Genomic DNA, 25,310 nt, shown 5'->3' with positions numbered 1-25,310 from the left:
CCCCATGCCACACACCCCACGAAACCTGGTCTCGGCCTGGGTCGAGGCCTTCAACCGCGGCGATGCCGAGGCGCTGGCCGCGATGTACCACGAGGACGCGGTGAACCACCAGGTGGCCGAAACCCCGGTGGCGGGCCGAGAGGCGATCCGGGCCATGTTCGCGCGGGAGTTCGCGGCGGCGGATATGGTGTGCCTGGTGGAGAACCTCTTCGAGGATGGCGAGTGGGCGATCCTCGAGTGGCGGGATCCCCTGGGCCTGCGCGGCTGCGGCTTCTTCCGCGTGCTGGACGGGAGGATCGCCTTCCAACGCGGCTACTGGGACAAGCTCAGCTTCCTCCGCCAGCACGGTCTGCCCATCCCGCCAGCCTGACCCCGGCATCCGCGCCCATCTGTGGCGCCACCGCCGCCCCCACGGCCTCTCCCGTCGCCTGCCCCGCGACCTGCGCTGTCGCCTGCTGGGCGATGTAGTCGGCAACGGTCCGGTGGATCCGGTGCAATTCCTCCGGCGGGACGGGGAAGGTGCGGTCGCCCCGGCTGCGCCCCTGGGCATCCCTCAGGTTCACGTGGATGCGGTAGCCCCAGGCCTCCCGATCCAGGGTCCAGGTGAGGGTCAGCGCGGCCTTCGGCAAAGACCTGTCCGAATCGGGCCTTTCAACGGACTGGACATCCAGGCTTGGAACGTTCGCAAGGTCCTGGGTGACCTGCCGGGACATGGCGGAAGCGAAGTAGTCCACCGCGGGATCACCCGTCACGTTGGACAGCGGAGTGACGACCAGGGTCACCGTGGGGGTCCTCATGAACCCCCAGAGCATCACGCCAGCGCCCAGGAGGCCCAGCCCGAGGGCGACTCCGAACCACAGCGTCCAAGGACGCCACGGCCGACGGTCCCGAGTGGGGGTGAACGCGTCCATCCCGGAACCAGAGGGAGGCCTGAAGACAGGCATTGGGAAGGATCCGGAGGGCGGAGGGGACTTGCCCGGGAGGGAGACCACCTTCCCCACGAAGCGGTAGCCTTTGCGGGGGATCGTCTCGATGAAGGCGGGCGCTTCCGCGGAGTCCCCGAGCACCTGGCGGAGGCGCCAGGCGGCCGCATTGAGACCATCCTCGAAGCCCACATGGATGTCCCCGGACCAGACCCGCTTCTGGAGCTCTTCGCGCCCCACGATCTGGCCCGGCCTCTCGAGCAGGCAGAGCAGCAGCTTGAGGGGCTGGTCCTGGATCCGGACGCAATCCTCTCCCTTCCAGAGTTCGCCAGTGTGGGGGTCCAGCTCGAATCCGCCAAAGGCCAGCCGGGTCATCCGACGCTCCTGGGAGGCGTGGCAAGTATGGGATCGGCCGGGCCCCCATCAACACTCCGATCTCACCGGAATCTAACCGGTCCCATCTCCAGGAGAGATCAAGTCTGTCCCGCACCGAATCGGTCGTAACAACTCAATATTTTCGTGCGATTACATCGTAAGCCATCGGTTATGGCGGGGAGAGGTGGTCTTTCCCAGCCTTTCTTCCGCCGCAGCGCTGGCTCGGCGCCACCCGGATCGCTCCGGGTCCCTTTCATGGAGGTGTTCCATGTTCCGACCCACCACATTGCTCGCCCTGGCTGCCCTCACTGCCTCGCTCGCCGCCGAGGACTTCGGCCCCGTGGTGAAGGCGGCGGGCATCATCTACCAGGGGAAAACCCACTTCGGCGTCGTCTGCGACTATGGCCGCAGCCGAGACCAGCTGGCGGACCTCCAGAGGGCCCTGCCCGAAGGAACCACCCTCACGGTGGTCGACGCGCGGCATCCCATGCAGGTGGGACCCGCCGGGTCGACGATCGTCCAGCGCGGTGTCCAGCTGCTGGCGCTCCTGCCCAACGATCCCCTGATCCGCGATGGATCGCCCTATGCCACGGCGCTGGTGCACCAGGTCAACGACACCATCCCCGCCTTCGGCACCCGTCCGGAGGCCCTGAAGAATGGGTGCGTCATGGCCATGGGGCAGGCCACCAACTGGGAGCTGTTGTTCAATCCCAAGCTGCTGAACCTCGACCTGCAGAAGGGCGTCATTGAGGACATCACGATCACCCCCTGGCAGAACGGCACCAAGGGTGGACCCGCCACCCTGGACCTGGTGTTCCAGTACCGGTAGGCGCCGGTCCCGGCCTCGAAGCGCCCCGCCCCGCGGGGCGCTTCTCATGACCCCGGCGGTGAGGCCAGCCTGATGTGACGGTGCAGGTCCTCCAAGGGGCCATACAGGTACTCCGGGAGGTCTCCCCGGATCTGGGCCCGGCCGAGCTGCCTTGCCACCAGGGCAGCACCGTTCCGGGAGGCCTGGAGAACCCTCGCGAACCGGGGATCAGGGCGCAATCGCTGCATCTCCGGGTTGGTCATGAGCCAATCCAGGCAGGGGGGATTGCCCACCTCCACGCTCCGCAGGAGGAGGCGGAAGGCGTCGTCGTACAGCCCCACCTTGACCAGGTAGGGCGCGTTGAACAGCACTTCATTCCCGATGTCGATGGCCCGCATCTTGGGACCCAGCCAACGGGTCCGCAGGATCTTCGCGAGGGCCCGGGCCTCCGCCTGCTGTCCGCGGTCTGCCGCGCACCAGAACTGGATCGTCGTGCCGACCGGCCGGCCCAGGCGCGTGGCGTGCGCCTCCACCTCGGCCGGCCGGCCCAATTGTGCCAGGGCGTAGGGCCGGACCGTGTGGTTGAGCAGCACATGTTCCGGTTCCCTCAGGAGGGCTCGATCCGCCATGGCCAGGGCCTCCTCGGCCCGGCCCATCCAGGCCAGGCCCAGTGCCACGAAGGCGGGTCCCGTGAGATCCATGGGATCCAGCTCCATGGACCGCCGGCCACCCGCGATGAAGAGCCCCACCGACCCTGGCCCGGACAGGATGGTGGCCATGGTGATGTGGACCTGGGCTTGGTTCGGGGCCAGGCACACACCCTTCACCGCGTATTCCACCGCCAGGTCCGGGTTCTCCCGTCGCCCCTGCGCCTCCACGGCCCCGAGGAGGCTCCAGGCCAACCCGCTACGGGGATCGATCTCCAGGGCCCGCCGCGCCCACGTGGCCTCGAGCCGCCGCTCGGCTTCGCCCGCCTGCGCCGTGCCCGCCTCGTAGGCGCGCCATCCGTGCAGGCATGCCAGCTGCACCGCGGCTTCAGTGTTGCGCGGATCCAGGCGGAAGGCCTTCTCGAAGGCGGCCACGGCCTGATCGAAGTCCTGGCTCCGTCCCAGCGCACGGTACCGATACTGGAAGTGCCGCCCTTCGCCGAAGGCGAGTTCCCCCTCAGAGCCGGTGGTCGGCCGGGCGATGACAGGCCCGAGGCCTTCTTCCCGGGTCAGGGTCCGAGCCACGGCCTCCGCCGCGTCGCGGACCAGGGTGTTGTAGTCCGCCTGGGTTCCTTCGTATTGATGCCCCCACCGCACTTTCCAGGTCCGCGTATCGACAAGCTGAACGTTGAGGATCAAGCGCTTGGCGTTCTTGGTGATGGTCGTGACCACCAGGTGATCTGCGTGATAGGCCTCCGTGACGCGGGCCAGGTCCCCCTTCCACTTCTCCATCTGGAAGCTAGAGGGCGGCGCCTTCGTGTCCAGGCCCTCCACTTTCGAGAGCAGCGTGGACAGGGTGTTGGGCACGGCGTCCGTGAGGAAGGCCGAATCCTCGGCTCCGTACACCCGCGCGGGCAGGGCCAGGACGCTGGGCAGGTCCCTCGCCTTGGTCGCCGGCACAGAGGCGGGTTGATGGCTCCGCAGCCAAGCGTAGATGCCCGCACCTGAGCCCAGGAGGGCCAGCGCCAGTCCGGCACCCAGGAATTGGAGGCCGCGCGTCGGCGAGGGGTAGCCTGAGCGCCCCAGGATCGGACGCGGGCCCAATTCCGAACGCGCGGCGAAACGCAGGGCTTCCGCCATGGCCCGGGCTGTCTTGAACCGCTCGGCGGGGTCTTTCGCCAGGCAGACCCGCAGGATGCCCCCCAAGGGCGAAGGCAGCCGTTCCTTCCCGCCTGGAAGCTCCGGCCGGTTCATCAGGATGGCCCGCATCGTCTCCCCTGGCGTGCTCCGGCGGAAGGGGTGACCGCCCGTCACCAGCTCCCACAGGATCACCCCCAGGCTGAACAGGTCGCTCGGGGCCTCCACTGCCTGGCCGCGCACCTGCTCCGGACTCATGTAGTCGGCGGTTCCCATGACCAGACCAGCTTCCGTGAGCCTCCCGGCAAGCTGGGGTGCCCCCGCCGTCAGCCTGGGCGCATGCGGGCTGGACTGTTCCTTCCGCAGCTTGGCCAGTCCGAAGTCGAGGATCTTCACATGGCCATCCAGGGTCAGCATCAGGTTCTCGGGCTTGAGATCCCGATGGATGATGCCCTTGGCATGGGCTGCCGCGAGACCGTCCGCCACCGCCGCCGCAAGTTCCGCCGCCTGGCGCCAGGGCATGGGCCCGGTGGCCATCCGCTTCCGAAGGGTCTCGCCCTCCACCAGCTCCATCACGAGGTAGGGAACTCCGTGGTGCTCGCCCGCGTCGAAGACCTGCACCACGTTGGGATGCGACAGGGCGGCCAGCGCGCGTGTTTCCTGTTGGAACCGCCGCAACCTCGTCGGATCCGAGGCGAAGGATTCGGCCAGGACTTTGATCGCCACATCCCGGCCCAGCTTCGTGTCCCGGGCCCGGAAGACTTCTCCCATGCCGCCGGCGCCCAGCGTGCCCACGATCTCGTAGGCGCCGAGGGACGAGCCAGGGGCAAGGGGTGGCATGGGATCTCCGCCTGATGGAGGAGAGGGGGAGCCCCGGAAGGTTACATCTTCAGATCTACGCTGCCAACCGCTTTTTTCCTTGTGACCGCCCGCATTTACGCGGATTCAATCACAATGTCTTCATGTCCAGCACGAAGCGGTAGCGCACGTCGTTCTTGAGCATCCGCTCGTAGGCCTCGTTGACCTGCTGGACCGGAATCAGCTCGATCTCCGAGACGATGCCGTGTTCGGCGCAGAAGTCGAGCATCTCCTGGGTTTCCTGGACGCCCCCGATGAGCGAACCCGTGAGGATCTTCCGGCCGCCGATGAGGGCATGGGCCGCCACGGGCGTGGGTTCCGGGGGCACGCCCAGCAGCACCATGGCCCCCTCGATCCGGAGCAGGCCAAGGTACTTGTTGTAGTCATGGGGCGCGGAGATGGTGTCGATGATGAGGTCGAACTGGCCCGCCAGCCGCTTGAAGGTGGCGTCGTCGGAGGTGAGGCCGAAGTGGTGCGCGCCGAGCTTGCGGGCATCGGCCTCCTTGGACTTCGAGGTGCTGAGCATGGTCACCTCGGCGCCCATGGCGGCGGCGATCTTCACGGCCATGTGGCCCAGGCCGCCCAGACCCACCACGCCCACCTTGTCGCCCTTCTTCGTGTTCCAGTGGCGCAAGGGCGAGTAGGTGGTGATGCCCGCGCAGAGCAGGGGCGCCGCGGCGGCGAGGTCCAGCTTGGGTGAGACCTTCAGCGTGAAGGCCTCGTCCACCACGATGCTGGACGAGTAGCCGCCGTAGGTGGGCGTCACGCGGTCCATCTCGGTGCTGTTGTAGCTCCAGGCCACGCCCTTCTCGCAGAACTGCTCCAGCTTCCGCTGGCAGCTGGGGCAGGTGCGGCAGCTGTCCACCATGCAGCCCACGCCGGCCAGATCGCCCACCTTGAAGGCCTTCACATGGGCGCCCACGGCGGTGATCTTTCCGACGATCTCATGGCCCGGGACCATCGGGTACTTGGAGCCGCCCCACTCGTCGCGCACCTGGTGCAGGTCGGAGTGGCAGATGCCGCAGTAGGCGATCTCGATCTGCACATCGTGCGGCCCCACGGCGCGGCGCTCGATCTGGAAGGGTGCCAGAGGGGCCTTGGCGGAGGACACGGCGTAGGCTTTGGCGGTGGTCATGGGAGCTCCTGAAAAGACCGGACCTCCACTCTAGACCACGGGGCCCCGGGGTGAAGAAGGCACTTCCCGGTGCGTGGCCTCTGGACCTGCGAGTCCGGGATGCCATCGGCTGACGGGAATCTGCAGAGACCCGCTAAAGCGGGTGGAGCAGCATCAGGAACCAGCCGACGGCCGTCAGCAGGGGTGTCCGCGGGTTGGGGCGGCCCTCCGCCGTGATGTCGACTTCCGCCCGGGTCCGGCGGGGCCAGGGCTCTCCGGGTGGCGAGGGTTCCAGGCGGAGGGTCAGCAACACGCGGCCATCCTTGTCGCGGAACGACCAGCCTCCATTGTGGTGGGCCCGCCGCCACTGGAAGGTCTCGCCGTCGCAGAACCGCAGCAGCCCCCGCCCCAGGAAGCCCGGATGGAAGACGGCCAGATCCTGGCCGGCCCCGGCTTCGCGGATGTGGACGAGCGTGGCGAGGATGCCCGTCTGCTTGAAGGTCCAGCGCCCCTCCGCCGTCTCCACCGTGGCGAAGGTCCGGCAGAGCGGCTCCAGGGATAGGCGCGCCAGCACCTCGTCGCCGGCATGGAGCTCGTACTTCGGCACCCTCACCATGGGATCCACCCATTCGAGAGGTGGCTTGGTGGCATTCCACATGGCCCTCATGGCGCCCCCCTTTCCCGCGGGCAGCGGTCCGCGCCACTCCAAAGGTACGTCCAGTCACGAGGCCGGGCATGGCAGCATCAGAGGTTCGCTGGAGGTTCCATGCCCCGCCCCGCCACCCTGCCGACTCTGGACTGGAAGGCCGTGCTCGAGTCCGGCCTCACCTATGCCGACTGGCTGGCCGAAGCGGAATCCCCCGAGCAGCGCGACAAGATCGAGACCCAGCATCGCGCCCTGACGCTGGCCCCGCCGGCGGCGCGCTTCATGGCCACCCTGCCCCGGCCTGTCCACGTGGTCGCCATCGCCGAGGACTGGTGCGGCGACGTGGTGCGCCACGCGCCCGTGCTCCAGCGCCTGGCCGAGGCCGGTCCGAACCTGAACGTCCGCTACATCAGCCGGCAGCAGCACCCGGACGTGTTCACCCGCTTCCTCACCAACGGCGGCGAGGCGATCCCCAAGTTCATCTTCCTCAGCGACCACTTCGTGGAGTGCGGGAACTGGGGCCCCATGCCGGAGAGCTGCAAGGAACTCATCGCCCGGGGCAAAGCCTGCGGCGACGTGGCCGCCGCGCGGAAGAAGGTGTCGGCCCTCTACGAGCAGGACACCGACCGCCGCGAGGTCGTGGCCGAGCTGACGCGCCTGGTGGACATCGCCAGCAGCCTCGAGCCCTAGGGCTGCTCCATCATCCGGAACATGAGGATGGCCCCCGCGGCGGCCACGTTGAGGCTGTCCATGCCCGAGGCCATGGGGATGGCCACGGCGCGGTCGCAGCAGGCCAGCTGGTCCGGGTCCAGGCCCGTATCCTCCGGTCCCATCACCAGGGCGCTGCGCGGGGCGGGCTGCCAGCGACGGGCGTCCCCCGCCTGCGGCGTGAGCGCGGCGGCGACGATCTCCGAGCCCGGTCCCGCGGCCCTCCAGTCAGCCAGAAGAGGCCAGGGATCCTCCACCCGCCACACGGGAATGCGCCAGACGGCGCCCATGGAGACCCGCACCGTGCGGCGGCTCCAGAGGCCCGGCCCCGGTCCCGCCAGCACGCCATCCAGCCCCAGCGCGGCCGCGCTGCGCAGCAGCAGACCCAGGTTCTCGCCGTCGTAGAGCCTCGGCAGCACCAGCAGCCGCCGCGCCTGGAGCAGCGCCGACACCGGAGGCGGCGGTGGCACCTTGGCCAGGGCCATGAGGCCGCGATGGAAGGAGAAGCCCGCCAGCTCCGACAGGGCCCCCGGCTCGGCCACCAGCAGCTCCGTCCCTTCCGGGAGCAGGGCCCGCGCCGCCTCGGCCGCGGTGGTGGTCGCGGCCACGGATACGACCTGCAGGCGCCCTGCCCGACCCGCCGAGAGGAGGTCCTCCACCAGGATCCGGCCCTCCGCGATGAAGCAGGAACCGTGCTCCGGATGCTCCCGGGTGCCGGCAAAGCGCAGGTCTCGGTAGGGTTCCCAGGGGTCGAAGGCCATGAGACCAGGGTAGCCCGCAGTAGGGTGGAACCTGAGGCGCTTTGTGGCTTGGCGGGCCGCAGCATTGATTTCGGATTAGAATTCAATGATGGCCTCCCCTTCCACGTCTCCCAGCCCCACCCAGCGCGCCATCGACCGGCTTCCGGCCCACCTGCGGCGCTATGTGGCGGCCCAGGACTACGACGCCTACACGCCGCGGGACCACGCGGTCTGGCGGCACATCCTCCACCGGTTGGCGGACCGCCTGAAGGACACGGCCCACGCCAGCTACCTCTCGGGCCTGGCGGCCACGGGCATCGGCCTGGAACGCATCCCCAGCCTGGACGAGATGAACCTCAAGCTCGAGGGACTGGGCTGGTCCGCCGTGGGCGTGCGGGGCTTCATCCCCCCCGCGGTGTTCACGGAGCTGCAGTCCCTGGGCGTGCTGGCCATCGCCGCGGACATCCGCAGCCACGAGCACATCGAGTACACCCCGGCGCCCGACATCGTCCACGAGAGCGCCGGCCATGCGCCCATCCTGGCGGACCGGCGCTACGCCGACTACCTGAAGCGCTGCGGTGAGGCGGGCTTCCGGGCCATCGCCTCGGTGGAGGACCAGGCCGTCTACGAGGCCATCCGCAACCTCAGCGTGGTCAAGGAGGATCCCGAAGCCACGGAGGCCGAGGCCCACCTGGCCGAGGAGCGCCTGCGGGCCGCCTCCGCCAGCCGACGCTATGTGAGCGAGAGCACCAAGGCCAGCCGCCTCTACTGGTGGACCGCCGAGTACGGCCTGGTGGGCGACCTGGCGGACCCCAAGCTCTATGGGGCTGGCCTCCTCAGCAGTCTCGGCGAGGCCGCCCACTGCCTCACGCCCGCCGTGACCAAGGTGCCCCTCAGCCTCGCCTGCGCAGACACCGAATACGACATCACCCGCATGCAGCCCCAGCTCTTCGTGGCCCGGGACTTCGACCATCTGTTCGAGGTGCTGGAGGCCTTCGAGGCGACCCTGGGCTGGAGGAGGGGGGGCGACCACGGCCTGGAGGAAGCGCTGCGGGCCCGTACGGTGAACCACCTGGGCCTGGAGGGCGGCCTGGAGCTCACGGGCAAGGTGGTGGCCCGGATCCCCGCCCGTGGCGAGCTGGCCCCGGGCCTGGCCACGGCCCTGGCGCGGGTGGAGGGCCCCGTGATGATCTCCCGGAAGGGCACGGCCGAGGGCTCGCCCTGGCCCGGCACGGCCCTGGTGGCCTTCGGGCGCGGTGTCCTGCCCCCTCGCGGCCCCTTCAGCCTGGACCTGCCCTCGGGACTCTTCCTCACGGGCTTCCGGGTGGGTGAGCACGAGGTCATCAACCTGAGGGGCCACCAGGACGGCCGCCCCCTCGACCTGCCCAGCTGGGCCCTGCTCTTCCTCAGTTCCAGCCTGCCTTCCGTCGCCGGGGGCCCTGCGGATCCGGGCACCTGGGACCGTTGGTACGGCGCCCAGGGGACCTTCGCGGAAGGCGAGGCCGAAGCCCAGGCCCGGACCCGCAAGGCATCCTCCCTTTCCCCGGGTCTGGCCGGCCTCTATCAGGAGGCCCGGGCCCTGCGCGAGGCCGGAGACGAGCGGCGGCTCCAAACCCTGGCGGACCGGGCTCGGGCCTATCCGGATGAGTGGCTTCTGCAAGCGGAATTGACAGAACTGGCGGCCACCCTGGCCCAGGAGGCGCGGCCATGAGCTGGATCGAACAGGACGGGTGCCTGGTGCGGGAGTTCCGGACCCCGGATTTCATGACCGCTTTCCGGATTGTGACCAGCGTCGTGGAACCTGCCGAGGCAATGAATCATCACCCAGATATCCTCTTTGGTTGGGGCCGCGTGCGGATCACCCTGACCACCCATGACGCAGGAGGCATCACGGAAAAGGACCACCAATTGGCCCGACTCATCGATGAAGCCGTCCTGCGGCTCGACCTGTAAGCCCGCCCCCATCCTTGCCTGTCTTCACACTGGAAGGTCCGGTATTCTGAAATGTCCCCGAGGAACCCTTTGTTGAAAACATTGACGCTCCCCCACCGACCTACGTCCTTCATCTCGAAGGCTTCTCTGCTGGCCGGCGCCGGGCTCCTGGCCCTGGCCGCCCTCGGGTGCAACCGGGACCAGGTGAGTCACTACCGGGTGCCCAAGGAGTCCGCCGCCGCGCGGCTGGACGGCACGGGCCAGGAGGCCCCCTCCGGACCGATGGGAATGCCACCGGCCGATGGGGGCATGCCCGCGCCCCCCCGGCCCTCGGGCCAGGGGTCCCTCAAGTGGTCCCTGCCTCAGGGTTGGAGCGAAGTCCCCGGCGAGGGGATGCGCTTCGCCACCTTCAAGTCGCCGGTGGCTGGCAAGAACGAAGCCACGGTGGTGGTGCTGCCCGGTGCCGCCGGCGGCGAGCTGGCGAACGTGAACCGCTGGCGCGGGCAGATCGGCCTGGGCCCCATCGACGAGGCGGCCCTGGCTGCCGCGCGGAAGGTGGTGAAGACCAAGGCTGGCGCGCTCAACGTCTACGACTTCACCAGCGAGGGCCAGACCAAGAGCCGCATGGTGGCCGGCCTGATCTCCACCCCCGACGGCAACACCTGGTTCCTGAAGCTGACGGGGGACGCCGGTCCCGTGGCCAAGGCCAAGCCTGATTTCATGCGCATCCTGGAGAGCCTCCGCCTTGATTAAGACACTCGCCTCCCGCATCTGGAAGTTCTTCAAGTCCTTCCAACTCACCATCGTCCTGCTCGCCTGCCTGATGGCGCTCGTGGTGCTCTGCACCCTGGCCCAGGTGGAGATGGGCACCCAGGGCGCGGTGAACGCCTACATGCGCAGCTTCTTCGTATGGCGGCAGTTCAGCTTCCTGTCCTTCCCCCTGCCCGTGTTCCCGGGCGGCGGTCTGGTGGGCCTCCTCCTCACCCTCAACCTCATCGCCAAGACGCTCGACATCCAGCGCAGCTGGGCCAAGGCCGGCATGTGGCTGGTCCACGCGGGCCTGGTGATCCTGTTCGCGGGCGAGTTCGTGGCCGGCATGATGCAGGTGGACACCAACATGTCCATCGAGGTGGGCCAGACCGTCAACTACGTCCAGAGCTACAAGAACATGGAGCTGGCCGTCATCGACACCACCGACCCCGCCTGGGACGAGGTCTACTCGGTGCCCGACACCCTGCTGGCCAAAGGCGGGTCCATCGCCATCCCGGGCACGCCCATCACCCTGAACGTGAAGCGCTACTACCCCAACTCGGAGCTCTCCAACCTGCCTCCCGGCGCGCCGCCGTCCCTGGCGACCGCGGGCATCGGCCCCGGCATCTCCGTCGTGGAGCGACCCACGGTCACCAACGACAACGAGCTGAACACGGGTTCCGTGTTCGTGGAGCCCGTGGCCGGCGGCCGCAGCTACGGCATCTGGCTGGCTTCCATGGCCCTCGGGGCGCCCCAGTCCTTCACCCACGAAGGGCACACCTACCTGCTCACCATGCGCCTCCGCCGCCAGTACCTGCCCTACGCCTTCACGCTGAAGCAGTTCCGGCACGACGTCTATCCGGGCACGGAAATCCCCAAGAACTTCTCCAGCCTGGTCCAGGTGGTGAATCCCTCCCAGAAGGAATCCCGCGAGGTGCTCATCTACATGAACCAGCCGCTGCGGTACGAGGGCAAGACCTTCTACCAGGCGAGCTTTGGCAAGAACGACACCCTGTCTATCCTTTCCGTGGTCGAAAATCCCGGCTGGCTTCTCCCCTATGTGTCCTGCGTGCTGGTCTCCCTGGGCCTGCTCGTGCACTTCGCCATCGTCCTGCGGCGCTCCCTGAAGCGGCGCCAGGACAAGAAGGAGGGCTGACATGACCTTTGTGCAGAAATACCTCTCCTGGGCGGCCGGGGCCCTCGCCCTCCTGATCGCCCTGATCTTCGCCCTCCCCGGCGGGAAGGTCCGCGGCTTCGACGTCGCCGGCTTCGGCAACATCCCCATCCTCGAAGGCGGGCGCGTCAAGCCGCTGGATTCCGTGGCCCGCAACTCCCTGCTGGTCATCCACAGTCGCCAGGGCTTCCGCTACGAAGGTCGCACCATCGGCCCCGACGAGTGGATCCTCGATGTGATGTTCCGCCCCCAGGTAGCTGACCAGCAGCCCATCTTCGTCATCGATGATCCGGATGTCATCGGGCTGATCGGGGCTCAGCAGAAGCAGAATCGCAATTACTTCAGCTTCGCGGACCTGTCCTCCCATCTGGAGGAAATCCAGAAGCAGGCCCAGACGGCGCAGCCCATCGCGCCCCAGAAGCGGACCCGCTTCCAGAGCGCCATCGTCAACCTGTTCGATCGCGTCTACCTCTACTACAAGCTGAGGAACACCCTCCAGCTGGCCGGCTCGCCCGGCCTCGGCTGGGAGCTCCAGTCCATCAGCGATCCAGAGGCTTCCGCCCGCCACCAGGACCTGATGCAGCTGTCCCAGTTCCGCATCCTGCCACCCCTCCCCGGCGGCAGTCCCGATGCCTGGAAGAACGTGGGCGAGAGCCTTCGCGCCATGGCCGCCGGCCAGGGCGTCCACCCGGCCCTGGTCCCCCTCGCGCGGCTCAACGCGGCCTACGTCGCCAACGACGCCGCCAGCTTCAACCAGGCCCTGGCCGACATGAACGGGGTGGTCTCCACCCTCAAGCCCGGGGCCCTCAGCCACGCGACCAACGAGGTCGTCTTCAACCGGGCCCAGCCCTTCTTCGTGGGCCTGTCGATCTACTTCGTGGCGTTCATCGTCCTGTGCATCTCCTGGATCTGGAAACCGGAGCTGCTGCGCCCCACCGCCTACTCGCTGCTCTTCGCGGGCGCCATCGTCCACACCCTGGGCCTGGCGGCGCGCATCATCCTCCAGGGCCGCCCGCCGGTGACGAACCTCTACTCCTCGGCCATCTTCGTGGGCTGGGGCGCCGTGATCCTGGGCCTCATCGTGGAGCGGATGTACCGCAAGGGCTTCGGCACCGCCGTGGCCGCCGTGGCGGGCTTCGCCTCCCTGATCGTCGCCCAGAACCTGGGCACCGAGGGCGACACCATGGAGATGATGCGGGCCGTGCTGGACTCCAACTTCTGGCTGGCCACCCACGTGGTGACCATCACCATCGGCTACTCCGGCACCTTCCTGGCCGGCGCCATCGCCATCGCCTACGCCATCCGGAAGCACATCGTCAGCAAGGTGGACGTGGAGACGGACAAGGCCCTGGTGGACATGGCCTACGGCATCATCTGCTTCGCCCTCTTCTTCAGCTTCGTGGGCACCGTGCTGGGCGGCATCTGGGCCGACCAGTCCTGGGGCCGCTTCTGGGGCTGGGATCCCAAGGAGAACGGCGCCCTGCTGATCGTGCTGTGGAACGCCATCATCCTCCACGCCCGCTGGGCCGGCTATGTCCGCGAGCGCGGCACCATGGTGATGGCCATCTTCGGCAACATCATCACCGCCTGCTCCTGGTTCGGCGTGAACATGCTGGGCGTGGGCCTGCACTCCTACGGCTTCATGGACCAGGCCTTCTACGCCCTCATGGGCTTCGGCCTGAGCCAGCTGGTCTTCATGGCCATCTGCTACGCGCCGCCGCGCTTCTGGGAGCAGAAACCTCACCACAAGGCTTGAAGCCATTTTCATCGCTGCAAAACGGGCTCCCAATCGGGAGCCCGTTTTGCAGCAGGGAACGGCCAGGGAGAACTCACTTCACCTTGCGAGTGACGCCTTCCACGTAGGGCTTGAAGGCCTCGGGGGCGTTGGGCGGAGCGATCTCGAAGCGGACGGTGACGGTGTCGGCGGTGCCGCGGAGGTAGGTCAGGCGGAAGCGCGGGCCCGGGGCAGGTTCGCTGGTGAAGGCCACGCCCTGGGGAATGGCGGTGGCCACGTAGCGGATGACGTGGCCCTCGTTGTCGACGTAGAAGGCCTTGAGCTGGCCACCCTCTACGAAGACCGTCATCTGGTCCTCGTGGTGGGCGGCCGGACGGCCATTGGCCGCGGGGTAGTCGGCGTGGCTGCGCCGTACGAGGGCCCTTCCCTCCAGCTCGAACCGGAAGGAGGCCGCGCCGCTGGGGGAGCCGGGCTTCCCGTCCGATTCCCCCACCCAGTCCCCGGCGAGGAACCGCACCGGCTCGAAGAGGTCCGCCTTGGGCGCGGGTGCCTGCGCCAGCAGGGGCGCCGCCAGGGACAGGGCGAAGATGGAAGGGCGCATGGAGCCTCCGGGGATCCTTCGAATCTACCCTTGGACGCGGCCGGCGGCCATCGCTGGACAGCCCCGGTTCAGCCCAGCCGCGTGGTGCCCAGGAGGCCCTTGGGGTCCAGGTGCCGCTTGAGGGCCTGGTTTGCGGCCTTCACGGGCTCCGGAGTGTAGGCGTCGTAGAAGCGCTGGTTGTGGGGGCCAACCCCGTGCTCGGCGCTGTAGGAGCCGTCGAAGCCCCGGACCGCCAGCTCGTAGATCCGCGACTGAAGCTCCTCGACGATCCGGGCCGTGGGCCTCGGGGCCTCCCCCTCGTTCCACACGAGATTGAGGTGGGTCCCGCCGTCGCCCCAGTGGCCGAAGTCGCAGCAGCGCACGAAGGGATAGTCCTTGGCCAACAGGGCCACCGCGGCGTCCGTGAAGGCGGCCATGCGGCTCCGGGGCACGCTGATGTCGAAGGCCAGCACCTTGCCCTCGTTTCGGAGGCTCTCGCTGATGTGGTGGCGGATGGCCCAGAAGTCCTCGGGCTTGCCCATGAATATGTCCGTGATGCCCTCGCCGCTCTCGCCCTCCAGAAAGGCGCCCAGGCGTTCCTCCAGCACTTCCGCCAGGTTGAGGGCCGTCCCGGGGAGGGTGGAGGACAGCTCCACCAGGGCGGTGTACGCGGGAGGCTGGGCGGTGCCGTAGGGGTTGCGGATGTCCTCGTGGTGCTTGAACACGGGGCCCAGGGCATTGGCGCTGATGACCTCGTAGGCCGTGAACACGTCGGCCATCTCCCGCTCCAGCGCCTTCAGGAGGGCCAGCACGGCCTCGCCGGAGGCGCAGCCCACCAGGGCTGTGGCGTGCTGCCGGGGTACGGGCACCACCTGGAGCACCGCCCCGGTGATCACGCCGTAGGCGCCGCTGGTGCCCACGAAGAGCTGCTTGAAGTCGAGGCCCGTGTTGTTCTTCCGGAGGTGGTTCATGACCTCCACCACCGTGCCGTCCGCCAGCACCGCCTCCAGGCCCTGGAGGTTGTAGCGCACATCGCCGTACTTCAGGAGGCGAGTCCCGCCCGTGTTCGTGGCGATCATGCCGCCGATGGTGGGATCCGCCCCGAGGTCGATGGGGAACATGAGACCGTGCTCCGCCAGCGCCGCGTTCAGGGTGCTGAGCAGCACGCCGCCATCCACCACGGCGGTGCGGTTGATGGCGTCGACCTCCAGGCGCTTGTTCAGCCGCTCCAGGCTGAGCACGAGCATCTCGCCACTGGCGTCCGGGTTGGAGGCGCCCACCAAACCCGTGTTGGCACCCTGGGGCATCACCCGGATACCCCGCTCGTGGCAGTAGGCCATGACTTCCGACACCTGCTCCGTGGTCCCGGGGCGCACCGCCAGCAGGGCCTTGCCCTTCCCGTAGCGCCAGCCATCCTCGTAGCGGGCCAGGTCGTTGGCCTCTGTCAGGACGGCATCGGCGCCCAGCATGGCGCGGAGATCGGCGGCGGCTCGGGCGGCATCGTGCATAACCGATTCTACTGGAGCCAGACCTTCACCAGACTCTCGAAGCGCTCCCCGCGCTGTTCGAAGTTATCGAACTGGTCGAAGCTGGCGCAGGCTGGGCTGAGGAGCACCTGGTCACCGGAGCGCGCGAGGGCAAGGGCTGCCCGCACAGCCTCATCGAAGGCCGGCACCACATCATGGGGCAGGTCGCCCAGGTCGCGGGTGAGTTGGGGAATGGCCTCACCCAGGAACACCAGGCGCCGCAGCTTGCCGTCCAGCGCCTCGCGCAGCGGTTCGTAGCTGGCGCCTTTGTCCGTGCCCCCCAGCAGCAGCACCAGCGGGCCCGGCAGGGCCTTGATGGCCGTGACCGTGGCATCCACATTCGTGCCCTTGGAATCGTTGTAGGCGCGCACGCCGCCCTTCTCGCCGCAGAAGGCGATGCGATGGGCCAGCCCCGGATAGGTCCGCAGCCCTTGGCGGATGGTCTCGGGATCCGCGCCGCCATGGCGGGCCAGGAGGGCCGCCGCCAGGGCATTCTCCACGTTGTGGTCGCCGGGAATGCGCAGATCCTCGCGGTGGAGGAGCACCTCGCCATGAAGGCGGAGGTGGCCCCCGGCATCGCACCAGGCTTCGCACTCGGTCCAGCCGAAGCGCGCGATCCGCCCGCCGCCCGGCGCATCCTGCCACCACTCGGGATGAGCCGCGGGGACGACCCGCAGGTCATCGGTGGTCTGCCGTTCGAAGATCCGCAACTTGGCCCGACGATAGGCCTCGAGATTGCCGTGGCGGGCGAGATGGTCCGGCGTCAGATTCAGGAATGCGGCGCCCTCGGCGTGGAAGGCCGCGACGGTCTCGAGTTGATAGCTGCTCAGCTCCACCACGTAGACCGCCCCTCTGACACCCGTGGTCACGGCCTCAATGACGGGAGTGCCCAGGTTGCCGCAGGCCACCGCAGGCAGGCCTGCCGCCTTGAGCAGGTGGGCCACCAGATCGGTGGTGGTGCTCTTGCCGTTGGTGCCGGTCACGGCCAGCACGCGGCTCCCGTCATGCCGGTCCCTGAGGGCACGGTGGGCCAGCTCCACTTCGCCGATGACAGGAATGCCTCTGCAGATGGCAGCTGCAACAAAGGGCGCGCTGGGAGGAATCCCGGGGCTGATGACAAGTTCGCCGCAATGATCCAGGAGCGATTCAGGATGGCTGCCCCACACTCCGGGAATGCCCGCTCGGGCCAGCTCAAGTTCCAAGGCGGGATCGGGCCCGGGCCGGCTGTCCGTCAGCACCACGGGCCGTCCTTGCGACGCGAGGAAACGGGCCGCCGCCAAGCCCGAACGTCCCGCTCCCATGACCACGGTGCGCATGTCGCCCCCTGGTTCCAGCGTAACCCGCGACGGACCTTCCTGCATGTGAGCATGTGGCGCGCTACGGCGCTACACTGAACGCAGGACCCTTGAACGAATGTGGAGTGGCCATGCCCAAGGGCATCCTGGAAAGTCTGTTGAGTGGAGAGGGCACGATCGTGCCTCACGTCCAGCCCATGTACCGGCTGCAGGATAATCGCATGGTGGCCCAGGAATACCTGGCCCGCCACCTGGACAAGGCGGGCATCACCCATCCCGTCGGGCCGATCCTGCAGAACCCCACCCTCCCGCCGGAGGATCGGCTGACCCTGGACCTGCGCTTCCTCGATGCCACGTTCGCGGCCCTGGCTCAGCGCGGGACCGGCAGCCACCTCCACTTCGTGAACCTCGAGCCCGTGAGCCTGGAGGCGCCGGGATTCTGGGCGCGCCTGCCCCGCTGGCTGGAAGCCCTGCCCTTTCCCGTGGAATGCGTGGTGATGGAGTTCACCGAATCCCAGGGCATGCATGATCTCGAGGCGCTCCAGACCTACGCCAAGCGGCTGCGCGATGCCGGATTGCGCGTGGCCGTGGATGATCTCGGAGCCGGCGTGGCGAGCCTCACGCAGATGGCGCGGCTGGCGCCGGACTACATCAAGGCCGACCGGAGCCTCGTGGAGCAGGTCCACCGTCGCCCCTACCAGGCCGCCCTCCTCAACGCGCTCTCCCACTTCGCCCGGCACATGTGCATCGGCTTCATCGCCGAAGGCATCGAGACGATGGAGGAGCTGGAAGCCGTCATGGACGCGGACGTGCCCTGGGGTCAGGGCTTCATCCTGGGCCAACCCTGGCCCACGCGGCCGAAGCCTATCGCAGCTTCAGAGAGCTGAGGGCCAGGATCGAGCAGACGATGGCGGTGATCCAGAGGCGGATCACCACTTTCGTTTCCTGGAGACCGCCCAGCTCGAGGTGGTGGTGGAAGGGTGCCATGCGGAAGATGCGCTTGCCGCCGCGGAGCTTGAAGCTGCCCACCTGGAGGATGACGCTCACGGCTTCCAGCACGAAGAGTCCGCCGGCGATGACCAGCAGCACTTCCTGCTTGATGACCACGGCCACGGTGCCCAGCGCCCCGCCCAGGCCCAGGGAGCCCGTGTCGCCCATGAAGACCTCGGCCGGGTGGGCGTTGAACCACAGGAAGCCCAGGCAGGCCCCCGCCATGGCCCCCATGAAAACGGATAACTCAGCGCCACCGGGAACGTGGGGCACCACCAGGTAGGCCGCGATCTTCGCGTGGCCCACCACGTAGGCCAGGATCGCGTAGGTGAGCGACACGATGAGCGTGCCTCCGATGGCCAGCCCATCGAGGCCGTCCGTGAGGTTCACGGCGTTGCTGGTGCCCACCATCACCAGCCAGATCCAAGGGATGAGCAAAACGCCCACGTTGGGCCGGAAGTTCTTGAAGAAGGGCACCGAGAGCTGGCTGGTGGCCGCGCCGCGCAGGCCGAAGTGCAGGATGAGCCAGGCCACCAGCAGCGAGATGCCGGTGAGCAGGGCCATCTTCTGCCAGCTGCTGAGGCCGAGGTTCTGCTTCTTGAGCAGCTTCTGGGCGTCATCGAACGCACCCACGGTGCCGAAGCCCAGCAGCGCCATGAGCGCCACCCAGATGGCGCCGCTCTTGAGGTCGCACCACAGCAGCGTGGACACCGTGATCACCAGCAGGATGAGGATGCCGCCCATGGTGGGCGTCCCCGCCTTCTTCTGGTGGTGCTCGGGCCCCTCGCCGCGGATGTGCTGGCCCATCTTGAGGGCGGTCAGCGTCCGGATCACCCAGGGCCCCAGCACCAGGCTGAGGATCATGGCCGTGGCCGCGGCCATGGCCGTCCGGAAGGTGACGTAGCGGAAGACCGAGAAACCGGGGATCGCGTCGCGGAAGGGATAGAGGAGCCAAGGAAGCATGGGGGGTCCGAAGTCTGGAGTCTGAGGGTCAGGGGTGGGTGAGAAGCCACTCGACAGCGCGTTCCGAGCGCCAGAACCGGCTGCCTTTCACCAGGATACGGGCTCCCGGTGGGATGGCGGAAAGACCTGCGGCAGCGTCGCGCAACGATTCGAAATCAGGGAAGGCCACGGCGCGGAGACCGAAGCCCTCCGCGTAATCCTCCGCGAAGTCCCCATAGGCCCAGAGTCGGGACAGCCCCAGGGCCTTGAGGGCGGCGCCGGTCTCGCGGTGGATCTGCGCGGAGTGGGCCCCCAGTTCCCTCATGGAGCCGAGGACCGCCACCGCCTCCCCGCCCGGCAGGTCCAACAGGGCATGGGCGCAGGCCAGGATGGAGTCGGAGCTGGCGTTGTAGCTCTCGTCCAGCAGGCAGCCACCATTGGGGAGGCCGTGGAGCCGGCCCCGGCCCGGTTCCGGCGCGACCGCTCCCAGGCCCGCCGCCACGCGTTCCGGATCGTGGCCCGCATGGACGGCCAGGGCAGCGGCCAGGGCGGCGTTGCGCACTTGATGCTCTCCGGGGAGCTGGAGCCGCACCGGGAACGTGCCCTTGGGCGTGCGCAGGAGGAACGCCTCCCCCGCGGCCCCCAGGGACTCGACGCCCCCCCAGTCGTAGGGGTGCCCCTCACCCACGGGCAGGGCCTCGGCATGGCGGGCCCAGGGCTGCTCCGCGATCCAGCGGCACCACGGGTCCGAGGCCAGGTGGGCCCAGACGCCGCCCCTCGCGAGGCCGGCCACCAGTTCGCCCTTGGCTTCGGCGATGCCTTGCTGGCCCTTGGCGAAATTCTCAGCGTGAGCGGTGCCAACCAAGGTGATGAGGCCGAAGTCCAGGGGGGCGATCTCCGTGAGGCGCCGGATCTCCCCGGGCGTGCTCATGCCCATTTCCAGCACGGCGGCACCGAGCCCTTCAGGCAGGGTGGCCAGAGCCTCGGGCAGGCCCAGGGTGTTGTTGCGGTTCCCGGGTGTCTTCCAACCGCCCACGGCCGCCGCCAGCAGTTCTTTGGTGCTGGTCTTGCCGACGCTCCCGGTGACGCCGAACACCGCCTTGGGGCGCACCGCGGCCAGCCGGGCCTGGCCCCAGCGCTGGAGGGCGGCCAAGGTATCCGGCACCACAAGCTGTGGACACCCGCTGTCCACCGGATGGTCCACCAGCAGGCAGGTGGCCCCCTTCTCCACTGCCTGGGAGACGAATTCGTGCCCATCCCGCTCCGCCCGCAGGGCCACGAAGCAGGCGCCGCGCTCGAGGGTCCGGGTATCCAACGAAAGGGACGACGGCACCACGGCGCCGTCGCCCAGGATCTCGCCGCCCACCTGGGAGGCGGCCTGGAACAGGGACCAGAGGCTCGTAAATGGGCTCATGGCCGCTCCTTCGCCGAGGCCCGCCGGAGACGGTCGCGAACGGCCAGCCAGGCCTCATCCTCCGGCGGGCGCTCCATGAAGATACGCTCGCAGCCTGCGTCGTCCAGTTCGTGGAGGAGGGCATAGAGCCTCGCCCCGACCATGTCCGCATCCAGAGGCAGGAGGATGCCCCGGACCCCCGGGGGAAGCGGGGGGAGGGTTCCGAGGGCCACATACGCCACGGATCCCGATGTCTCGCCCAAGGTCTCGCGCAAGCCGGAACCTGGCGCCACCAGCTGCAGCCGAGCCCGGGGGGCGTAGTGGCGCTCGGCCATGCCGGGAGCCGCCTGGCGGTCGCCCGCCTGGACCGCCCCTGTCCAGAGGTCCACGGGACCGACCAGAACCTCGAGGTCGGCCGGCGGGATGGGGCCGGGGCGAAGCACGCAAGGCCGGCCACTGGACAGGTCGAGGATCGTCGATTCCAGACCCGCCTCCGTCGGCCCCCCGTCGAGGATGAGATCCACCGCCTCGCCCAGGCTGGAGGCCACGTGCTGGGCCAGCGTGGGCGACAGATGCTGGCTGCGGTTGGCGCTAGGCGCAGCCAGGGGGCGCCCGGTGGCGCGGATCAAGGCCAAAGCCACGGGATGGGCCGGGCAGCGCAGGGCCACCGAGGGACCGCCGGCGCGGACGATGGAGGGTACGGTGTCTGAAGCGGGCAGGACCAGGGTCAGCGGCCCGGGCCAGAACCGCTCCGCCAGCATCTGCGCTTCGGGGGACCAGCGGGAGACAAGCGCCTGGGCGGAGGCCGCGTCGGCCACGTGAAGGATCACCGGGTTCGTGGCCGGGCGCCCCTTGGCGGCGTAGATCCGAGCCACCGCCTTGGGATTCAGGCCGTCGGCCCCGAGGCCGTACACGGTCTCCGTGGGGAAGGCCACCAGGCCCCCCGCGCGCAGCAGGCCAGCGGCCTCCGCGATGGCCGGATCCTCTGGGCCCGAGACGGGAAGGATCCGCGTCATCGGCTGCCCCGCAGCGCGGCTTCCACGGCCGCACGGTCGCTGTAGGGGTATTTCACACCCCGGATCTCCTGGTAGGGCTCGTGGCCCTTTCCCGCCAGCAGCAGCAGATCGCCGGGGCGGCAGTCCGCCAGGGCCTGCCGCACGGATTCCTGCCGGTCCGCGTTGCGGTGGTAGCGGACGCCATCGGTGCGCAGGGACTCCGGGATGCCCGGGGCCGCATCGTCCAGGATGCGCTCTGGATCCTCACCTCGCGGGTTGTCGCTGGTGTGCCAGAGCACGTCGGCCCCCGCGGCCACCGCAGCGGCCATGAGCGGGCGCTTGGCGCGGTCGCGATCGCCCCCGCAACCGAACAGCACGTGCAGGCGACCGCCCGGCGGCAGCAGGCGGCGACCCTCCGCCAGCAGCTTCTCCAAAGCGTCCGGCGTGTGGGCGTAGTCCACCATCACGCCGAAGGGCTGGCCGCAATCCACGCGCTCCAGACGCCCGGGTGCGCCCTTGACCATGGGTACGGCGGGCACCAGCCGGTCCAGATCGAAGCCCGCCTCGGCACAGGCCGCCAGGGCCGCCAGCAGGTTGTACACGTTGAACCGGCCCAGGAGCGGGCTCCTGACGTTCCAGTTCCGTCCCTCCGAGGCCAGGGTGAACCGGGTCCCCGTGGGTCCCAGGTCCAGATCCCGGGCCTGGTAGCGGGCGGCGCGATCCACCGCATAACTGGCATGGCCCTCCCGTTCCAGCATGGCGCGGCCCCAGGGGTCGTCAGCATTCACGAGAAACCGGCCGCACTGGGCGACAAGCCGGCGCTTGGCCTCGAAGTAGGCCTCCATGGTGCCGTGGTAGTCCAGGTGGTCCTGGGTGAGGTTCGTGAAGACGCCGACCTTGAACCGCGCGCCGTGGACGCGGCCGAGGCAGAGCGCGTGGCTGCTCACCTCCACCGCGGAAGCCGCGTCGCCGGCCTCCACACTGCGGCGCAACCAGCGGTAGAAGGCCGGGCTTTCCGGGGTGGTGCGGATCGCCTCTTCCTCCACATCCCCGGCAGCGTTCAGCACTGTGCCCACCAGGCCGCAACCGAGGCCGGCTCCCCGCAGAAGCTGGCGGATGAGCGTGGTGGTCGTCGTCTTGCCGTTGGTGCCTGTGACGCCGATCAGCGCCAGGCGCTCATCCGGCGCCCCATGGAGGCGGCGGGCCAGGTCGGCCATCCGCAGCCGGGGATCGTCCGTGAAGACACAGCCTGCGACGGTCGAGGGCAGGTCGACCGGGGATTCGGAGATTACGGCCGAGGCGCCCTGCCCCAGCGCCTGCGGCACGAAGGCGGCGCCATCGGCCTTCTCGCCCTTGAGGGCCAGGAAGGCCCAGCCGGGACGGACCTCACGGCTGTCGCTGGTGAGATCCGCCACTTCGACATCCGGCCCGGATCGGCGCACGGCCAGGCCATCGATGAGCACATCCAGCTTCATGGCATCCCCGCCTTGATCTTCACCGCCGTGCCCGGTTCCAGCGGGGCTCCCGGCGCAGGACTCTGCCCCACCACGTGCGTGGCGGTGGCGCCGGGCGCCGCGTCCACCTTCGGATTCCCGCCCACCAGCACCACCCGATGGATGGCGGCCTTGAGGCTGAGGCCCTGGAGGTCGGGCACCCGGCCCCGTTCCACGTGCAGGGCGGCCTCGTCCGTTTCGCTCACAGGCCAGTCACGCAGCGACAGCTTCAGGTCCGCCTCGCGGTCGGGGTCCGGAGAGGTCTGCCGGAACCGCAGGATCCCGTCGCCGATGCGCTTGAACAGGGGCGCCGCCACGTCGCCGCCGGTGGTATCGCCGGCGGGGTCGTCCAGCATCACCAGAACCCCGAACTGGGGTTTGTCGGCCGGGAAGAATCCCATGAAGGACGCGAAGTGGCGCTTGGGATCGTACTGGCCGTCGATGAGCTTGCGGCTGGTGCCCGTCTTGCCGAAGGCCTCTACACCGTTGTCGAGCTTCGCCTTCTTTCCGGTTCCCTGGGTGATGACGCCCTTCAGGGTCTCCTTCATGAGGTTCGCCGTCTCTTCGCTGATGACCTGGCCGCGCACGGTGGGCTTGAATTCCTTCAGCAGCAGGCCCTTGTCGTTGTAGATGCGCTGCACGAGGATCGGCTGCATGAGCTTGCCACCGTTGGCCAGGACACAGCCGGCCATGAGGATCTGCAGAGGCGTCGTGCTGAGACCGTAGCCGTACGACATCGTGTACTGGGTGGGCACGCTCCAGCGGTCCGGCGCGATGAGGCGGCCGGAGCTCTCACCTGGGAAGTTGAGCCCCGTCGCGTCGCCGAAGCCGAACTTCCGCAAGTACTGGTAGTGCACCGCCGGGTCGAGGCGGATGCCGATCTTCGCGGCGCCGATGTTGGAGCTCTGCCAGAGCACTTCCTCGAAGGTGAGGAGGCCGTGGCGGTGGGTGTCCGTGATGGGCGGGACTTTCGCGCTGTACTGCCAGCGGCCCGACATGCAGTCGATGCGCTCACCCAGGTGGATCTTGCGTTCCTCCAGGGCCATGGCCGCGGTGAAGATCTTCATGGTGGAGCCGGGCTCGTAGACATCCTCCACCGGATGCACCTTGCGGGCCGCCTTCTGGCGCTCCAGCTCGCGGTTGAGCTCGTCCCGTTCTGCCGAGGAAAGTTCCGATTCAGTGCGATTGCGGAACTTCTTGGGCAGGATGTGGTTCGGATCGAAGGTGGGCGTGCCGGCCATGGCGAGGATCTCCCCGGTGCGGGGGTCCACCACCACCGCGTAGGCGGTGCGCGGGCGCGAGAGACGCACACCCTCTTCGAGCGCGTCTTCCACGATGTGCTGGATGGAGGCGTCCAGGCTGAGCTGGAGCGAGGCCCCGTTCACGGGGATCTTGCTGTAGTTCTCCTGGAGGATGAGCAGCTTGCCGTGGGCGTCCTTGGGCGCGATGAGCTCGCCCTTCACCCCCGCCAGCTGCTTGTCGTAGGTCTGTTCGATGCCCAGCTGGCCCAGGCCGTCGATGTTGGTGAAGCCGATGATCTGCGCCGCCAGGCTGCCCCGGGGGTAGAACCGCTGGCTTTCAGGCTGGAACTCGACGCCATCCAGGTTCAGGGCCCGCACGGCGGCCGTCTTGACCGGAGGCAGGTGCCGCTCCAGATAGACGAAGGTCTTCTTCCTCAGGAGCTTCTCCAGCACTTGGGCCCGCGTCTGCTCCAGGATGGGCGCAAGCTTCGCCGCCACGGCCGCGGCCGCCTTGCGGTCAGGCTCGCCCCACTGGCGCTCCTCCCCTCTTCCCGGCTTGTAGTCCGGGTAGAACACGCGGGGATCGACGAAAAGGCTCTCCACCTTGATGGAGATGGCGAGCGGCTCCCCGCGCCGGTCCCGCAGCTCGCCCCGGATGGGGGGGATCGGCACGATGGTGGTGTGCTGCTGATCGGCCCTGGCCTGGTACTTCCTGTGCTCGACGCCCTGCAGCCAGAGCAAGCGCAGCAGGATGAGCAGGGCCCAGAAGGCCAAGCCGCCCATGATCCAGGGCAGGCGCTGATTCAGCAGATCCTGGGGATCCTGCCGGCCCAGGAGGCGGCGGGATACGCGGGGCTCGGTGGCGAAGCGGATGGACACGGGAAGGCCAGGGCGGGATGGAACGGTGGCGAGGGCGGCGGCCCCCTGCCTACAGACTACAATCCATCGGACGACACCGGGCGGAGCTTGGCCAGGCGCTGATCCTCCGGGGTGAAGCCACGGCGGACCAGGTGGCTCTGCTTGCGGGGCTGGAGCCCGGCCTTCTCGGCATAGCTCTGGACTTCCTCATCCCGCTGGTAGCGGCTGCGCTCCAGCAGGAGCTTGCGCTGGAGCTCCTCCTCCTTGCGGATGCGCTCCTTCAGGTCGCCCATGGCATAGCCCAGGCGGGTGCTCTGGATCTTCAGGTACGCCAGGACGCCCAGGGGCATGGCCAGGGCCAGTACCAGGAGCAGCATGCGCAGGATGCCTTCGCTCTCGACCGTCCGGACGGGAGCGGTGGGGCTGGGCAGGATTCCGGCAGCCATGGTT

The 25,310-nt window shown here is 68.7% G+C and carries 23 protein-coding genes; 9 read left to right on the top strand and 14 right to left on the bottom strand.

Annotated elements, in window-relative coordinates; translation table 11 throughout:
• Window positions 1-4 precede the first annotated feature (4 nt).
• Window positions 5-370 carry a nuclear transport factor 2 family protein gene (locus tag MLE42_RS00795; protein WP_243285971.1) on the top strand — a complete coding sequence of 122 codons (366 nt, stop codon included), beginning with the start codon at window positions 5-7 and terminating at the stop codon, window positions 368-370.
• On the opposite strand, the gene MLE42_RS00790 is transcribed toward MLE42_RS00795, so the two are convergent.
• The gene (locus MLE42_RS00790; protein WP_243285970.1) at window positions 327-1,298 is read right to left on the bottom strand and encodes a winged helix-turn-helix domain-containing protein; all 972 of its coding nucleotides are present in this window, start codon (window positions 1,296-1,298) and stop codon (window positions 327-329) included. The two genes, MLE42_RS00795 and MLE42_RS00790, sit on opposite strands and share 44 nt — an antisense overlap.
• 268 nt (window positions 1,299-1,566) lie before the next feature.
• Between MLE42_RS00790 and MLE42_RS00785 the strand changes: the two genes are divergently transcribed.
• A complete protein-coding gene (locus MLE42_RS00785) occupies window positions 1,567-2,127 on the top strand; it encodes a type 1 periplasmic-binding domain-containing protein (protein WP_243285969.1) in 561 nt (186 codons plus the stop codon).
• Between the two features lie 44 nt (window positions 2,128-2,171).
• Here the strand turns inward: MLE42_RS00785 and MLE42_RS15945 are convergent, their stop codons facing one another.
• The 3 genes from MLE42_RS15945 to MLE42_RS00770 all read right to left on the bottom strand — a co-directional run bounded on the left by MLE42_RS15945 (window position 2,172) and on the right by MLE42_RS00770 (window position 6,529).
• Window positions 2,172-4,730 carry a protein kinase domain-containing protein gene (locus tag MLE42_RS15945; RefSeq protein WP_275975628.1) on the bottom strand — a complete coding sequence of 853 codons (2,559 nt, stop codon included), beginning with the start codon at window positions 4,728-4,730 and terminating at the stop codon, window positions 2,172-2,174.
• Window positions 4,731-4,839: 109 nt separating this feature from the next.
• Window positions 4,840-5,883 carry an NAD(P)-dependent alcohol dehydrogenase gene (locus MLE42_RS00775; protein ID WP_243285968.1) on the bottom strand — a complete coding sequence of 348 codons (1,044 nt, stop codon included), beginning with the start codon at window positions 5,881-5,883 and terminating at the stop codon, window positions 4,840-4,842.
• Between the two features lie 133 nt (window positions 5,884-6,016).
• On the bottom strand, window positions 6,017-6,529 hold the full coding sequence (locus MLE42_RS00770) for a disks large-associated family protein (RefSeq protein ID WP_243285967.1): 513 nt from the start codon (window positions 6,527-6,529) through the stop codon (window positions 6,017-6,019).
• 99 nt (window positions 6,530-6,628) lie between these two features.
• On the opposite strand from MLE42_RS00770, the gene MLE42_RS00765 reads away from it, so the two are divergent.
• Window positions 6,629-7,198, top strand: a complete 570-nt coding sequence (locus MLE42_RS00765) for a thioredoxin family protein (RefSeq protein ID WP_243285966.1) — start codon at window positions 6,629-6,631, stop codon at window positions 7,196-7,198.
• Here MLE42_RS00765 and MLE42_RS00760 read toward each other — a convergent pair.
• Window positions 7,195-7,977, bottom strand: coding sequence for a TrmH family RNA methyltransferase (locus tag MLE42_RS00760; RefSeq protein WP_243285965.1), 783 nt, complete (start codon window positions 7,975-7,977; stop codon window positions 7,195-7,197). The genes MLE42_RS00765 and MLE42_RS00760 overlap by 4 nt on opposite strands.
• 88 nt (window positions 7,978-8,065) lie before the next feature.
• Here MLE42_RS00760 and MLE42_RS00755 point away from each other — a divergent pair, with 88 nt between their 5' ends.
• The 5 genes from MLE42_RS00755 to MLE42_RS00735 all read left to right on the top strand — a co-directional run bounded on the left by MLE42_RS00755 (window position 8,066) and on the right by MLE42_RS00735 (window position 13,568).
• Window positions 8,066-9,667: an aromatic amino acid hydroxylase gene (locus MLE42_RS00755; protein WP_243285964.1), complete on the top strand. Its 1,602-nt coding sequence runs from the start codon at window positions 8,066-8,068 to the stop codon at window positions 9,665-9,667.
• Entirely contained in the window at window positions 9,664-9,909 is a 246-nt protein-coding gene (locus MLE42_RS00750; RefSeq protein WP_243285963.1) for a 4a-hydroxytetrahydrobiopterin dehydratase, read from the top strand. The genes MLE42_RS00755 and MLE42_RS00750 overlap by 4 nt, the downstream gene beginning before the upstream one ends.
• Window positions 9,910-9,981: 72 nt before the next feature.
• Window positions 9,982-10,641 (top strand): hypothetical protein, encoded by a 660-nt coding sequence (locus tag MLE42_RS00745; protein WP_243285962.1) that lies wholly within the window; start codon window positions 9,982-9,984, stop codon window positions 10,639-10,641.
• Window positions 10,634-11,794 (top strand): cytochrome c biogenesis ResB family protein, encoded by a 1,161-nt coding sequence (locus MLE42_RS00740; protein WP_243285961.1) that lies wholly within the window; start codon window positions 10,634-10,636, stop codon window positions 11,792-11,794. The genes MLE42_RS00745 and MLE42_RS00740 overlap by 8 nt, the downstream gene beginning before the upstream one ends.
• Before the next feature lies 1 nt (window position 11,795).
• Window positions 11,796-13,568 (top strand): cytochrome c biogenesis protein, encoded by a 1,773-nt coding sequence (locus tag MLE42_RS00735; protein ID WP_243285960.1) that lies wholly within the window; start codon window positions 11,796-11,798, stop codon window positions 13,566-13,568.
• Window positions 13,569-13,641: 73 nt separating this feature from the next.
• Here MLE42_RS00735 and MLE42_RS00730 read toward each other — a convergent pair whose 3' ends face one another.
• The 3 genes from MLE42_RS00730 to murD form a co-directional block, all read right to left on the bottom strand.
• Window positions 13,642-14,148: a hypothetical protein gene (locus tag MLE42_RS00730; protein ID WP_243285959.1), complete on the bottom strand. Its 507-nt coding sequence runs from the start codon at window positions 14,146-14,148 to the stop codon at window positions 13,642-13,644.
• A gap of 68 nt (window positions 14,149-14,216) precedes the next feature.
• On the bottom strand, window positions 14,217-15,635 hold the full coding sequence (locus tag MLE42_RS00725; protein ID WP_243285958.1) for an FAD-binding oxidoreductase: 1,419 nt from the start codon (window positions 15,633-15,635) through the stop codon (window positions 14,217-14,219).
• An 8-nt stretch (window positions 15,636-15,643) separates the two neighbouring features.
• On the bottom strand, window positions 15,644-16,969 hold the full coding sequence (gene murD / locus MLE42_RS00720; RefSeq protein ID WP_243285957.1) for a UDP-N-acetylmuramoyl-L-alanine--D-glutamate ligase: 1,326 nt from the start codon (window positions 16,967-16,969) through the stop codon (window positions 15,644-15,646).
• 110 nt (window positions 16,970-17,079) lie between these two features.
• Between murD and MLE42_RS00715 the strand changes: the two genes are divergently transcribed.
• Window positions 17,080-17,835, top strand: coding sequence for an EAL domain-containing protein (locus MLE42_RS00715; protein ID WP_243285956.1), 756 nt, complete (start codon window positions 17,080-17,082; stop codon window positions 17,833-17,835).
• Here MLE42_RS00715 and mraY read toward each other — a convergent pair.
• The 6 genes from mraY to MLE42_RS00685 are packed head-to-tail and all read right to left on the bottom strand — an operon-like array spanning window position 17,813 to window position 25,306.
• Window positions 17,813-18,901, bottom strand: a complete 1,089-nt coding sequence (mraY, locus tag MLE42_RS00710; RefSeq protein WP_243285955.1) for a phospho-N-acetylmuramoyl-pentapeptide-transferase — start codon at window positions 18,899-18,901, stop codon at window positions 17,813-17,815. The two genes, MLE42_RS00715 and mraY, sit on opposite strands and share 23 nt — an antisense overlap.
• 28 nt (window positions 18,902-18,929) lie before the next feature.
• Complete coding sequence (locus tag MLE42_RS00705; RefSeq protein ID WP_243285954.1) at window positions 18,930-20,294, bottom strand: UDP-N-acetylmuramoyl-tripeptide--D-alanyl-D-alanine ligase; 1,365 nt, start codon at window positions 20,292-20,294, stop codon at window positions 18,930-18,932.
• Entirely contained in the window at window positions 20,291-21,289 is a 999-nt protein-coding gene (locus MLE42_RS00700) for an L-threonylcarbamoyladenylate synthase (protein WP_243285953.1), read from the bottom strand. Before MLE42_RS00700 ends, MLE42_RS00705 begins: the two co-directional genes overlap by 4 nt.
• Window positions 21,286-22,743, bottom strand: a complete 1,458-nt coding sequence (locus MLE42_RS00695; protein WP_243285952.1) for a UDP-N-acetylmuramoyl-L-alanyl-D-glutamate--2,6-diaminopimelate ligase — start codon at window positions 22,741-22,743, stop codon at window positions 21,286-21,288. The genes MLE42_RS00700 and MLE42_RS00695 overlap by 4 nt, the downstream gene beginning before the upstream one ends.
• Window positions 22,740-24,881, bottom strand: a complete 2,142-nt coding sequence (locus MLE42_RS00690; protein WP_243285951.1) for a penicillin-binding transpeptidase domain-containing protein — start codon at window positions 24,879-24,881, stop codon at window positions 22,740-22,742. Before MLE42_RS00690 ends, MLE42_RS00695 begins: the two co-directional genes overlap by 4 nt.
• A 56-nt stretch (window positions 24,882-24,937) precedes the next feature.
• Window positions 24,938-25,306, bottom strand: a complete 369-nt coding sequence (locus tag MLE42_RS00685) for a hypothetical protein (RefSeq protein ID WP_243285950.1) — start codon at window positions 25,304-25,306, stop codon at window positions 24,938-24,940.
• Window positions 25,307-25,310: the final 4 nt, after the last annotated feature.

The organism is Geothrix terrae (assembly GCF_022808775.1).
Lineage (GTDB): Bacteria > Acidobacteriota > Holophagae > Holophagales > Holophagaceae > Geothrix > Geothrix terrae.
The sequence above is the reverse complement of the archived record's forward strand: the minus strand, read 5'-3'. Positions and strand labels throughout refer to the sequence as shown.